Source organism: Nocardia beijingensis NBRC 16342 (genome assembly GCF_001612785.1).
Lineage (GTDB): Bacteria > Actinomycetota > Actinomycetes > Mycobacteriales > Mycobacteriaceae > Nocardia > Nocardia beijingensis.
On the sequence record NZ_BDBC01000010.1, the window covers coordinates 35,187 to 48,008 of the forward strand.

The 12,822-nt window shown below is 69.8% G+C and carries 9 protein-coding genes and 1 riboswitch; of the genes, 6 read left to right on the top strand and 3 right to left on the bottom strand.

Annotation, left to right across the window (positions count from 1 at the left end; genetic code table 11):
- Positions 1 to 257: 257 nt before the first annotated feature.
- Positions 258 to 487: riboswitch (cobalamin riboswitch) on the top strand.
- Between the two features lie 147 nt (positions 488 to 634).
- Positions 635 to 2,896: a 5-methyltetrahydropteroyltriglutamate--homocysteine S-methyltransferase gene (gene metE, locus NB3_RS05460; protein ID WP_084485820.1), complete on the top strand. Its 2,262-nt coding sequence runs from the start codon at positions 635 to 637 to the stop codon at positions 2,894 to 2,896.
- Between the two features lie 264 nt (positions 2,897 to 3,160).
- Positions 3,161 to 4,135, top strand: a complete 975-nt coding sequence (locus NB3_RS05465) for a hypothetical protein (protein ID WP_244891778.1) — start codon at positions 3,161 to 3,163, stop codon at positions 4,133 to 4,135.
- Positions 4,136 to 4,140: 5 nt separating this feature from the next.
- On the opposite strand, the gene NB3_RS05470 is transcribed toward NB3_RS05465, so the two are convergent.
- Entirely contained in the window at positions 4,141 to 4,512 is a 372-nt protein-coding gene (locus NB3_RS05470; protein WP_067797444.1) for a nuclear transport factor 2 family protein, read from the bottom strand.
- Between the two features lie 227 nt (positions 4,513 to 4,739).
- On the opposite strand from NB3_RS05470, the gene NB3_RS05475 reads away from it, so the two are divergent.
- Positions 4,740 to 6,161 (top strand): short-chain fatty acyl-CoA regulator family protein, encoded by a 1,422-nt coding sequence (locus tag NB3_RS05475; RefSeq protein ID WP_174553171.1) that lies wholly within the window; start codon positions 4,740 to 4,742, stop codon positions 6,159 to 6,161.
- Between the two features lie 615 nt (positions 6,162 to 6,776).
- Here the strand turns inward: NB3_RS05475 and recG are convergent.
- Both recG and NB3_RS05485 read right to left on the bottom strand, forming a co-directional pair.
- Positions 6,777 to 9,059: an ATP-dependent DNA helicase RecG gene (gene recG / locus NB3_RS05480; protein ID WP_067797445.1), complete on the bottom strand. Its 2,283-nt coding sequence runs from the start codon at positions 9,057 to 9,059 to the stop codon at positions 6,777 to 6,779.
- 3 nt (positions 9,060 to 9,062) lie between these two features.
- On the bottom strand, positions 9,063 to 10,817 hold the full coding sequence (locus NB3_RS05485; RefSeq protein WP_067797447.1) for a DAK2 domain-containing protein: 1,755 nt from the start codon (positions 10,815 to 10,817) through the stop codon (positions 9,063 to 9,065).
- A 334-nt stretch (positions 10,818 to 11,151) separates the two neighbouring features.
- On the opposite strand from NB3_RS05485, the gene rpmB reads away from it, so the two are divergent.
- From rpmB to NB3_RS05500, 3 genes are all read left to right on the top strand, one after another.
- Positions 11,152 to 11,343 (top strand): 50S ribosomal protein L28, encoded by a 192-nt coding sequence (gene rpmB / locus NB3_RS33950; RefSeq protein ID WP_039799620.1) that lies wholly within the window; start codon positions 11,152 to 11,154, stop codon positions 11,341 to 11,343.
- A gap of 97 nt (positions 11,344 to 11,440) precedes the next feature.
- Positions 11,441 to 11,968, top strand: coding sequence for a GNAT family N-acetyltransferase (locus NB3_RS05495; protein WP_067798404.1), 528 nt, complete (start codon positions 11,441 to 11,443; stop codon positions 11,966 to 11,968).
- A gap of 62 nt (positions 11,969 to 12,030) precedes the next feature.
- Positions 12,031 to 12,819, top strand: a complete 789-nt coding sequence (locus tag NB3_RS05500; protein ID WP_067798407.1) for an enoyl-CoA hydratase/isomerase family protein — start codon at positions 12,031 to 12,033, stop codon at positions 12,817 to 12,819.
- The last annotated feature ends 3 nt before the right edge of the window (positions 12,820 to 12,822 follow it).

The following is a 12,822-nucleotide window of genomic DNA, read 5'->3' on the forward strand; positions in this document are numbered from 1 at the left end:
TTGGCGAAGGCGGCTACGGCGTGGTCCGCCGTCCGGGTCCGGTCGAGAGCGGTGCGAGTCCGCATGCGCGCGCCGGCCGGTAGCCGGGCGGGAAGCAGGTGCGGAATCGCTACGCAACGGACCCTCCGGGCAACCGCTGGTGTGACATCCCTCGCGATGCGCTCGCGTCGCCGCGTCCTATGCTGAACGGGCAGCTGGTTCACCGCAGCACGACGAGATGGAGCCCCGACGTCGCGCGACGGAGTCGAGCCCGCCCGTGCGGCGACGTCACGGCGGGTGAGAGGGAACCCGGTGGGAATCCGGGACTGTCCCGCAGCGGTATGCAGGAACGACCGCCGTCACCAGGCACTGAGATCACCGAGCCGGAAGGCTCCGCGACTCGGGAAGCGACGGCCAGTAGGTCGGCCATCGGGAGCTATCCGGCGTATGCCGGCCCGCACGGCCGGTGCCCGCGAGTCCGAAGACCTGCCAGCCGTGCCGGGTACGCCGTATCCGGCGGCCAGCGCCTCGTGGATTGGGCGTGCGGATCACCAGCTGACGTGTCGGGCTCCTCGGCCGGGAACATCACCGGCATGTCACCGGGTTCTCCGCCTGCCCGTATGGCGATGGCTTTCGTCCTCAGCAATGGAGAAACATCGTGACTGTTGCACAGCAAAAGCCGTTCACCGCGACGGTTCTCGGGCTTCCACGAGTGGGGCCACGGCGCGAACTGAAGCGGGCCACCGAAGCCTATTGGGCAGGCAAGATCGACGCCGGTCGGTTGCACGCCGTGGCGCGCGAGCTGCGGCACGCCCAGTTCGCCGAACTGCGCGCCGCGGGCTTGGACTCCATTCCGGTCGGCACGTTCTCCTACTACGACCAGATGCTCGACACCGCCGAGCTGCTGGGCGCGTTGCCGTCCAGGGTCGCCGGGATCACGGACCCGCTGGAACGGTATTTCGCCGCCGCGCGCGGCACCGACACGGTCGAGCCCTTGGAGATGACCAAGTGGTTCGACACGAACTACCACTACCTGGTGCCGGAAATCGGCCCTGAGGTCTCCTTCTCGCTGCACCCGGAGAAGCTGCTGACGGAACTGCGCGAAGCGCTCGAGCTCGGCGTGCCCGCGCGTCCGGTGGTGATCGGGCCGATCACCTTCCTGAAACTGGCGAAGGCGACCGGCGGTCCTGCGCTCGCCCGGCTGATCGAGCTGCTCCCGCTGTATCGGGAGCTGCTGCGCAGGCTCGCCGTCGCCGGCGCCGAGTGGGTGCAGATCGACGAGCCGGTGCTGGTCACCGACCTCACGGCGGAGGAGATCGGCCTGGTGCAGGTCACCTACGAGGAACTCGCCGACGCCGCCGAGCGCCCGGCGATCCTCGTCGCGACCTACTTCGGGCAGCCCGGTGCCGCCCTTTCGGCGCTGGCGAGCACCGGGATCGAGGGTGTCGCCCTCGACTTCACCGCAGGCGCCGACGTCTCCGCCGTGCCCGCCCTGGCGGGCAAGCTTCTCGTCGCGGGGATCGTCGACGGTCGCAACGTATGGCGCACCGATCTCGACCGAGCCGTTGCCACCCTCGGCGTCTTGGCGCAATCGGCTGGAAACGTGGCGGTTTCGAGTTCCTGCTCATTGCTGCACGTACCGTACTCGCTGGCCGCGGAAACCGGGTTGGACGAGCGGCTGCGGTCCTGGCTGGCGTTCGGCGCGGAGAAGGTGGCCGAGGTTCGCCTGCTCGCGACCGGGCTGAACCAGGGCACGGAAGCGATCGCCGCCGAGTTGGCCGAGATGCGCGCGGCGCTGGCGTCGCGCAGGTCGGATCCGCGACTGCACGATCCGCGGGTGCGCACCGCGCTGGCCGCGCTCGGGCCGGACGCCGACCACCGCTCGCCCGCCGAACAACGCCGGGAACTGCAACGCGACCGTTTGCGGCTGCCCGTCCTGCCGACCACGACGATCGGCTCCTATCCGCAGACCTCGGCCATCCGGCTCGCGCGCGCCGCGCTGCGCAAGGGCGAGATCGATCGAGCGGAGTACGTGCGCCGGATGCGCGCGGAGATCGCGGACGTCATCGCGCTCCAAGAGGAGCTGGGGCTGGACGTGCTTGTGCACGGCGAGCCGGAACGCAACGACATGGTGCAGTACTTCGCCGAGCAACTCGACGGGTTCGCGACGACCGAGCAGGGGTGGGTGCAGTCCTACGGGACGCGCTGCGTGCGGCCGCCGATCCTGTTCGGAGACGTCGTGCGGCGCGCGCCGATGACCGTCGAGTGGCTCGGCTACGCGCAGTCGCTCACCGGCAAACCGGTGAAGGGCATGCTGACCGGCCCGGTGACCATTCTGGCGTGGTCGTTCGTGCGCGACGATCATCCGTTGGACGAGTCCGCCCGCCAAGTGGCGCTGGCGATCCGGGAGGAGACCGTGGACCTGGAGGCGGCCGGCATCCGGATCATCCAGGTCGACGAGCCCGCCTTGCGGGAACTGCTTCCGCTGCGCGCGGCCGATCAGCCGGGATACCTCGAATGGTCGGTGCGGGCGTTCCGGCTGGCGACCTCCGGGGTGTCCGACGCGACGCAGATCCACACGCACCTGTGCTATTCGGAGTTCGGCGAGGTGATCGACGCGATCGCCGGGCTGGACGCCGATGTCACCTCCATCGAGGCGGCGCGCTCGCACATGGAGGTGCTCGACGACCTCAACGCGGCGGGATTCGACCTCGGCGTCGGCCCCGGCGTGTACGACATCCACTCCCCCCGCGTGCCCAGCGTGGACGAGATCACCGCATCGCTGCGCGCGGCGCTGAAAGCCGTCCCGGCCGAGCGGCTCTGGGTGAATCCCGACTGCGGCTTGAAGACCAGGGGACGCGCCGAGGTGGAAGCCTCGCTCCGCAATATGGTCGCCGCCGCGGCCGCCGTGCGGTGATCCTGCCCGCCTACCGTTGATTCGGTGCCCCCTTCGCCTGCCGAAGGGGGCACCGAATCGACCACGACTCAGCTGGACTCGGGTTCGGGCCGGGGCGGTTGCCGCCGCCGTAGGGTATACCGATCACACGGCTCTTCCCGCCGCGTCACCGGCAACTCCCGCGCCCGCGCCCGCATCCCTCGCCGCCACGCCGTATGACACCCGGAACAACGCTCCATCGGCTACCCCTCCTCACAAGTCGACTACGACACCGTCTTTCCCCTCTTGCCTACCTTCGACGCGGCTGCCCCCGATTCGGTTCCATCAATACGAAAATTCACTTCGCAAATCCGAATGTCGCTGCGCCTTACTATCTTTCATCCCATGCCGACACAGCAGCACGAAGTGCTCGTAGAGATGTTCCGGTCGCGGCCGATTCTGGCGGCCGGTCTACTCACCGACGCGTTCGGCATCTCCCTACCCGAGTACGCCGATGCGCGCACGGGGTCATCCGATTACACGGACGTCGGCCCCACCGAGTTCCGGGGCGATGTCGCCTTGATCTGCACCGATTCGGCCGGCATCGCCGTGGCCGGCATCGTGCTGGAAGTACAGCTCGGTCGTGACCGCTCCCGACAGTGGGCTTGGCCGGTGTATGTCAGCACTCTCCGGGCTCGATTGCGGTGCCCGGTCTTCCTGATGATCGTCACACCGGACGCTCAGCTGGCCGCGTGGTGTCGCAGGCCGATCGAACTCGGTCATCCCGGCCTCGTGCTACGTCCACTGGTTCTCGGACCGGACGTGGTACCCGCCGTCACCGATCTCGACGAAGCGCGGGCACTACCCGAACGAGCCGTCCTTTCCACGCTCGCACACGCGGATGGCCCTGAGGCCGATCGTGTGTTCGAGGCACTCCTCGCCGGATTGCAGAGCACCGATGACGAGCGGGCGAAAATGTACTATGACCTTGTTGTCGCGGCACTGTCGAAGACGGCCCGGCATCGACTGGAGGAACTGATGACGTCGACCTTCAAGTACGAGTACCAGAGCGATTTCGCCCGTAAGTACGTGGCGCAAGGACGCGACGAGGGGCGGACCGAAGAAGCGGTGCGAGCCCTTCTCCTTGTGTTGGAAGCACGCGAGATCGACATCCCGGCGAGGACCCGAGCCGAGATCGCGGGGTGCACCGATCTCGACCAGCTCGAGTCCTGGACTCGCAAGGCGGCTACGGCCGAATCCGCGAACGATCTTTTCGACTGAGGCTCCTACAGGCCGAAGGCGCGGTTGATGGCGGCCATGTCGAAGTAGTCGCGCCAGATGGTGATGGCGCCGTCGGCGACCTCGAAGAAACCCATGACGGGCAGCGGGGTCTCGCGTCCGGCCGAGCGGAGGGTGTCGGTGCGCTCGTTCATCACCACGTTGCCCGCGGCGATCTGGTGGTGGATGTCGAAATCGATGGCGTCGAAGGTGGTCAGGAAGCCTGCGATGAAGTCGCGGATGGCGGTGCGGCCGACGATGGGTTCCATCGGGATGTTGTGGTAGACGGCGTTCTCGGCGAAGTACGCGCTGATCTGGTCCGGATCGGGGTCGGACCAGCTTCGGCACATCGCGCGCACGAGGTCGTCGGGATCGGGCATTCGTTCGACTCACTTCCTGACGCCGGAGTGGGGTACCGGAACCCTTCGATTCAACCAAGCAATTGCTCGGCGGGAAAGGGCGGCATCGGCTTCCGCGACGGCAAAACCTCTCTTCGCACGCTACGCAGATCGGATACATTGCTGGGCACCTCGAAAAAGCAGAGTTTTGTGAGTAATAACGCGCGTTATTGCGATGATTGCGAATAATCGCAGCTACCATCGTGCACGTGCGCAAGATGTATGCGGGCGCCCGGCTTCGGCGATTGCGTGAAGAGCGGAGGATGACTCAGGCGGCTCTGGCGAAATCGCTGGATCTGTCGCCGAGCTACCTCAATCAGCTCGAGCGCGACCAGCGCCCCCTCACCATTCCCGTACTGCTGAAACTGAATTCCACCTTCGACCTGGACGTCCAGTTCTTCGCCGCCGATTCCGACGCCCGGCTCGTTTCGGACCTGCACGAAGTGCTGGTCGACGCCGCGGGCGGGCACACAGCGCCGCTGACCGAGGTGGAAGAGCTGGCGACCCGCCAACCGGAAGTCGCCAGGATCGTCGTCGCCATGCATCGCCGACTACGCGCCGCCACCGATCAGCTCGACCTGCTGTCCGCGCGGGTGTCCGCGCCCGCGGGCGCGCCTGGCGTGCCCATGCCCTACGAAGACGTGCGCGACTTCTTCTACGACCACCACAACCACATTCCGCAACTGGACATCGCCGCCGAGCAACTGTTCGAGAATTCCGGGCTGACCATCGGCTCGCTCGACCGCCAGCTCGCCCGCATCGCCGAGGAGCGCGCCGGCGTCACTGTTCTGGTGCGCGGCGACGGCGCCGACCCCACCGTCCCCAAACGCCACTACGACCCGGAGACCCGCACGCTCACGCTCGCTCGGCGGTTGCGTCCCGGCCAGCGCGCCTTCCAGATCGCGACGACGCTCGGCCTGCTCCTGTACGGGGCCGAGCTGGATGCCGTGCTGGCCGAGAGTCCTTCGCTCAGCGGCGAATCCCGCACGCTGGCGCGCATCGGGCTGGCCAACTACTTCGCGGGCGCGCTGGTGCTGCCGTACGGCCGATTCCTGCGCTCGGCCGAGGAACTGCGCTACGACATCGACCTGCTCGGTCTGCGTTTCGAGGTCGGGTTCGAGACCATCTGCCATCGGCTCAGCACCCTGCAGCGGCAGGGCCAGCGCGGTGTTCCGTTCTTCTTCGTCCGCACCGACCGGGCGGGCAACATCTCCAAACGTCAGTCCGCCACCGCGTTCCACTTCTCCCGGGTCGGCGGCAGTTGCCCGCTGTGGGTGGTGCACGAGGCCTTCTCCAATCCCGGCCGGATCCTGACCCAAGTGGCCGAGATGCCCGATGGCCGCCGGTATCTGTGGATCGCCCGCACCGCGGCGATCGCTCCGCACGGGTTCGGCACCGCGGCGAAGAACTTCGCCATCGGCCTCGGCTGCGATATCGAGTACGCCGACCGTTTGGTGTACTCGGCGGGGTTGCAGCTGGACGATCCGACGGCTTCGGTCCCGATCGGCGCGGGCTGCAAAGTGTGCGAGCGCCCTGCGTGCCCACAGCGCGCCTTCCCGCACATCGGCAGTCCGTTGGCGATCGCCGAGCACACCAGCACGGACCTGCCCTACCCGCGGCTCGGGCGCTGACAGCTCCGATTCCGGCGAGTTGTTCCGGACGACCACGGCGCGGATCGTCCGGACCCTCGGCGTGCGCGGACTCGAGGCGTGATCTGGTTTCGGTCGGGCTTTTCCAGACGCCGGGCCCCGGACCGATCCTTCGTGGGCGTCGATGAGGTCGCGGCCTTGAAACTGGCCGCAGCGCTGCGGTTCATTCGCCGCTGTCGGACCAGAACGCCGCACACAATCGCGCCCGCCGGTCCGCCATGCGGCGCGGAACTCTTCGGTTCCCCCGGTGCCCGTATCGGTGCGGCGCCGCCGCCACGCATGGACGCGCACCTCGGAGCGGCGAGCGTAGGGGTGCCACGGCACCGGCACACATGCACCGGCACCTCGAAACGGCGAGCGTAATGGGAATGGCGACGGCACCACCACGCATGCACGCGAACCTGGAAGCGGCGAGCGTACGGGTGCCACGGCACCGCCACGCATGCACCCGCACCTCGAAGCGGCCAGCGTACGGGTGCCACGGCACCGGCACACATGCACCCGCACCTCGGAGCGGCGAGCGAGCGGACAATCCGTTGTGGGGAGCGGCCGAGGATCTCGGCACAGCGACCTGTGGCCGGAAGATCGCCCGTGGAGTCAGGACTTGGCCAGGTACTCCAGCCGCTCGGAATCCACCGCCGCGTGCATCATTCCGGCGAGGCCGGGATGCCTGCGCAGCCCCGGGTCGGCGGCCACCACCGCGCGGGCGAAGTCCTGCGCGGCGGTGATGACCTCGAGATCGTCCAGCAGCGACAGCAGGCGCAGCGAGCGGGCCGTGCCGGACTGGGCGGCGCCGAGCACGTCGCCTTCGCGGCGGGTCCGCAGGTCGAGCACGGCGAGTTCGAAACCGTCGGTGGTCGCGGCGACCGCGTCCAGCCGCGCCATGGCCGAACCGCCGGGCGCGGCATCCGTGATCAGCAGGCACAAGCCGGGGTGCCGGCCCCGGCCGATCCGGCCGCGCAGCTGATGCAGTTGGCTGACGCCGAACCGGTCGGCGTCGACGATCACCATCACCGTCGCGTTGGGCACGTCCACGCCGACCTCGACCACGGTGGTGCACACCAGCACGTCCACCGATCCGTCGTTGAACGCCCGCATCACCTGGTCCTTCTCGTCGGCGGGCAGCCTGCCGTGCAGCAGGCCGACCCGCACGCCGGACAGCGGGCCCGCGCGCAGCGTCTCGAACACGTCGAGCACGGCCTGGGTGGTCGGTCCTTCCTTCGCACCGTCGCCGTTCTTCGCGCGCCCGTTGCGGGATTTGCCGGCGGTCTCCTCGTCGTCGCCGATGCGCGAACACACCACGTAGGCCTGCCGTCCCGCGGCGACCTCCTCCACTATCCGCTCCCAGGCGCGATCCACCCAGTTCGGGTGCTGCCTGCGCGGCACCACCTTGGAGACGATCGGCGAACGGCCCTTCGGCAGTTCGGTGAGGGTGGAGGTCTCCAGATCGCCGAGCGTCGTCATGGCGATGGTGCGCGGGATCGGCGTCGCGGTCATCACCAGCAGATGCGGACTGGTTCCCGCTTTCGCCTTGGCGCGCAGGGCATCGCGCTGTTCGACGCCGAAGCGATGCTGCTCGTCGACCACCACCATGCCGAGGTCGAAGAACTCGACGTTGTCCTGGATCAGCGCGTGCGTGCCGATCACGATGCCCGCCTCGCCGGTCACCGCCTCCAGCAGTGCGGCCTTCTTGGCCGCCGCCGACATCGACCCGGTCACCAGCACCACGCGGGTGGCGTGATCGGCCGCGCCCAGCTCGCCCGCGGCGCCCAGCTCGCCGAGCATGCCGCGCAGCGACCGATAGTGCTGCGCGGCCAGCACCTCGGTCGGGGCGAGCAACGCGCACTGCAGGCCCGCGTCCACCACTTGCAGCATGGCGTGCAGGGCGACGATCGTCTTGCCGGAGCCGACCTCGCCTTGCAGCAACCGGTGCATCGGCTGCTCGCGAGCCAGATCGGCGGAGATCTCCGCGACGACCTGCTGCTGCCCTGCGGTGAGTTCGAAGGGCAGCCGCTGCTCGAACGCCGCCGCGATGCCGTCCAGCCGTGGCGCACAGGCGCGCGCCCTGCGCCCGGACACCTCGTGCCTGCGCTCCGCCAGCACCAATTGCAGAGCCAGCGCCTCGTCGAAACGCAGCCGGTCCTTGGCCCGATCGATGTCACCCTTGCGCTCGGGTAGGTGGATCAGGCGCAACGCGTCGGACAAGTTGGGCAGCGCGCGTTCGGCGAGCAGGTCTTCCGGCAGCGGATCGTCGAGCGGATCGAGCTGGTCGAGCACCTGACGCACGCAGGCGAGCACGTCCCAGCTCTGCACCTTCGCGGTCGCCGGGTAGACCGGGATGAACTCGCGTTCCATGAAGGAGGTGTCCACGCCCGCAGCGCCTTTCGCGCTCTCCGCGAGGCCGCGCAGGTCACCGCCGCCGCGCACCTTGGTCAGCGCGCCGACCGAGTCGTCGTCGCCCTCGGTCTCCGGCAGGATCAGGTAGCCGGGGTGGCTCAGATTCCATTGGCCGGGACGCCAGTAGTTCACGGTGCCCGACATCATCGCGCGCATGCCTTCGCGGACCACGTACTTCACCTTGTCGCCGTTGAAGAAGGTGACATCGACGCCGCGACCCGCGCCGGTGTCGAGCACCACCTTCAGCAACGACCCGCGGCGGTTGCGCATCGGCCGCAGCTCGGCCTTCGTGATCCGCCCGATGACGGTGATGTGCGAGCCGTCCTCCGGCGCTTCCTCGGTGAGCGGCTGTCCCTGCGTCGCGTACCGCAGCGGATAGTGCCGCAACAGGTCCTCGACGGTCTCCATGCCGAAGGCGTCCGCGAGCGAGGCCGCGGCCTTCGCGCCGAGGATGTGGTCGAGCCGATCGCTCAGTGTCGCCATGCCCTACTCCACTCCGATCTGCACCGAATCACCCTGTTGCCCACCGGAATACACGATCACCTCGACACCGGGAAAGTGCCGCGCGATATAGGCGGCCAGCTCGTCGCCCAGTCCGTCCGGCGCCGCGGCGCCCATCAGCAGGGTGACCAGCTCGCCACCGAAGGCGAGCAGGCGGTCCAGCAGCGTCCGTCCCGCGGTGCACAGGTCGCGCTCGATCACGACGACGTCGTGCCCGGCCAAGCCGAGCCCATCGCCCGGTTCGCAGGTGCCGACCATGGTGAGCGCGCGCTCGGTCGCCACGCGCAGCGATCCCCAGCGCGTGGTGGCGGCCGCCTCCGACATGGCGAAGGCGTCGTCCACCGCGATCCGCCCGCGGTCGTGCACCGCCACAGCGGCCAGTCCCTGCACCATCGACCCGCTCGGCAGCAGCAGCACGTCCCGGTGGGCGTCACGCGCGGCGACACCGACGGCGACGAGTTCGTGCGCGGGCAGCGCGCCGTTGGGCAGCACCAATACCTCGCGGTTCGGCATCCGCCGGATCGCGGCCAGCAACGTGGACGCGGTGACGGGCTCGTCCGCCAGCACCACGGCGCCCGCGTCCTCGAACAGCGCCGCCGCGCCCGCGCCCGCGACCACTGCCAGAATCCCGCGATCGGCCGGAACTCCCGCTGCCGCCGTGCTCGGGCCCAGCGCACCGGCCACCACCTGGGTCGAATCGGCGGCCGGACCGGTCCCGGGCAGTCCTTCGACGCGGGCGGCCCCGGTCCCGAACGCACCACCATCGAACGGTTCGCCCGGATTCCCCTGACCCGCGCCCGTGCCGCGATCGGCCGCGCCGATGCTCACGTCGGAGAGGTCGGGATGCGACGCGACAGCGACGTTCTCGACGCGAATCCGGCTCAGCCTGCCCGCCGCGATGCCCGCCTCCACCGCCGCACCCGCGTCGGCACAATGCACGTGCGCCGACCAGGACCCGCTGCCGTCACCGACGACGACGACCGAGTCGCCGAGTTCACCCAGACGGGCGCGCAACGCGGCCACTTTCCGCTCGTCGGAGTCGGCCAGCAGGTACATCACCTCGTACTGCGGTTCGTCCTCGCGGGCGGGCGCCGGACGCGCGGCCGCCGCGGGCCGCGGATACTCCGGCCGCGCCGGCGCCTCCCCTCGGGTCACGGTGACCAAGCTGTCCAGCAGCACGACCAGACCGCGGGCGCCCGCGTCGACGACACCGGCCCGGCGCAGCACACCCAATTGGAACGGTGTGTCACCGAGCGCTTTGGCGGCGCCGTCGGCCGCCGCGAGCGCCACGTCCGCGAGTTCCTGGTCCGGGCATCCGGCGGCCGCGGCGGTCGCGCAGTCGAGCACGGTGAGGATCGTCCCCTCGATCGGCACGCTCAGCGCCTCGCGGACCAGTTCGGAGGCCCTGGCCAGCGCGGCGCGCAGGTTGTCGGCCGTGAACGGACCGTGGTGCACCGTGTCGGCGACGCCGCGCAGCACCTGGGACAGGATGATGCCGGAATTGCCGCGGGCGCCGACCGTCGCGCCGTGCGCCATCGCGACGGCGACGGCGCTCGCGCTCCCGTTCGCCCGCGCGGCCGCCTCGCCCGCCCGCACCGCGGCGCGCATGGTGGCGAGCAGATTGGTGCCGGTGTCCGCGTCCGGTACCGGGAAGACATTGAGCGCGTTGATCTCGTCGCGCCGCTGCTCCAGACCGGCGAGACAGGTGCGGCCCCAGCGCAGCAATGCCGTGCCGTCCATCACGTCTCGCGCTGCGGACACCGTCACCTCACTCCCTTCCGCCACCCACGCGCCACCACCGCCCGCCAGGTTAGCGGGCGGTCCCGACAGGCGACCGGCAAGACCGCGTCATTAGAATGGATATGCCCGGCGGCCGATCCGGCACTCGTTCGCGGGGACCGGTTTGGTGGATCGCAGGCGGCACAGCTACCCTTGCAGGGTTGCCTCGCGCGGCCGTCACCGGTCAGCGCTGGCCGGCTCTCCGCCGGCAGGGCACACACTCGACATTGCACGAGGGACGCGCCGCACCGCGAAAGCGGCGGCCCCCACCATTGACATGAAGGAGTTCGCGACTATGGCTGCCGTCTGCGACGTCTGCGCCAAGGGCCCCGGCTTCGGGAAGTCGGTCTCGCACTCGCACCGGCGCACCAACCGTCGTTGGAACCCGAACATCCAGACCGTTCGCGCGCAGGTCGCCCCGGGCAACACCCGGCGCATGAACGTGTGCACCTCCTGCCTGAAGGCGGGCAAGGTCGCCCGCGGCTGATCCGCCCTCCGGCCGACCGGCATCCTCGGCACACGCCCCGGCACCCGTATCGGGTGGTCCGGGGCGTCGTCATGAGTGCGGGCCGAGCATGGCCCCGGTGACCGAGCGTCCGTGGCGGGTCCAGCCGCTGACCGCAGAGCACGTCCACAGCCTCGCCGAATGCCACATCGCCTGCTGGCGCGAGGCGTACCGGGGGCTGGTGCCCGCGCACGTGCTCGACGCCTTCGACATCGAGCGGCGAGCCGAGCAGTGGGAGCGCGACCGGGTGCGTTATCCGGGCCGCACGCACGTCGCGGTCGTCGATGACGTGGTGATCGGATTCTCCAGCGCGGGCCCGCCCGGCGACGCGGACGCGGTGACCCCGCTCGAGCTGCACGCGCTCTATGTGCGTTCCTCCTGGCACGGCAGCGGAGTCGCCGACGATCTGATCCGCGCCGCCCTCGATCCGGCCGCTCCGTGCTCGCTGTGGGTGTTCGAGCAGAACGCCCGCGCCCAGGCGTTCTACCGGCGGCACGGTTTCGTGCTCGACGGCACGCGGAAAGTCGAGGCGTTCACCGCCGCGATCGAGGTGCGCATGGTGCGCACGCCCACGATGCACGCCGACTCCCCAGAGGACAGCCCCTAGGCGCTCGGTTGCCGCGGACCACCGAGGGCTCGCGTCCGGACGCGCCGATTAAGGTGCAGATCATGACCACCAGCGAGCAAACCGGGTACGTGACGACCGTCGACGGCGTCCTCCAGATCACCATCGCCACTGCCGCCAACGGCACGTCCATGGACTTCGCGGGCATCAACGCGGGCACCGCCGCACTGCGTTCGCTCGGGTCCGAGGTGGGCGCGGTGTTGCTGCGCGGCGCGGGCGCGAACTTCTGCGCGGGTGGCGACGTGCGCGGTTTCGCCGCGGCGCAGGACCGCTCGGCGCACATCCACGGTCTCGCCACCGAATTGCACGAGTTCGTTCGCGCGCTGGACGCGACGGCGGTTCCGGTGGTGGCCGCGGTGCAGGGTTGGGCGGCGGGCGCGGGCATGAGCCTCGTCTGCGTGGCCGATATCGCCATCGGCGGGCCCGGCACGAAACTGCGCCCCGCGTATCCCGGCATCGGCCTGAGTCCCGACGGCGGCATGTCCTGGACGCTGCCGCGCATCGTCGGGCGGGCTCCGGCACGGGCAATCCTGCTCACCGACGCCGTGCTGGATGCCGACGAGGCGGTGCGCCTCGGCGTGCTCAGCAGGCTGGTCCCCGACGGCGAGATCGCCGAGGAGGCGCAGCGCCTCGCGCGGGCCCTTGCCACCGGACCGCGTTCCACCCACGCGAGCATCAAGTCGCTGCTGCGGCAGTCGGACACGGCGACACTGAGCGATCAGCTCGACAGCGAGCGCGACGGGATCGCCGCGGCCGCGGGCTCCGCCGCGGGACGTGAAGGCGTCGACGCGTTCGTCGCGAAGCGCAAACCGGACTACGCCGGGCTCGCCTGATCG

Excerpts from the sequence above, each read along its gene's own strand:
- NB3_RS05470 (WP_067797444.1), bottom strand. The coding sequence starts at position 4,512 with ATGCCCGATCCCGACGACCTCGTGCGCGCGATGTGCCGAAGCTGGTCC.
- recG (WP_067797445.1), bottom strand. The coding sequence starts at position 9,059 with ATGGCGACACTGAGCGATCGGCTCGACCACATCCTCGGCGCGAAGGCC.
- NB3_RS05485 (WP_067797447.1), bottom strand. The coding sequence starts at position 10,817 with ATGGACGGCACGGCATTGCTGCGCTGGGGCCGCACCTGTCTCGCCGGT.
- rpmB (WP_039799620.1), top strand. The coding sequence starts at position 11,152 with ATGGCTGCCGTCTGCGACGTCTGCGCCAAGGGCCCCGGCTTCGGGAAG.
- NB3_RS05500 (WP_067798407.1), top strand. The coding sequence starts at position 12,031 with ATGACCACCAGCGAGCAAACCGGGTACGTGACGACCGTCGACGGCGTC.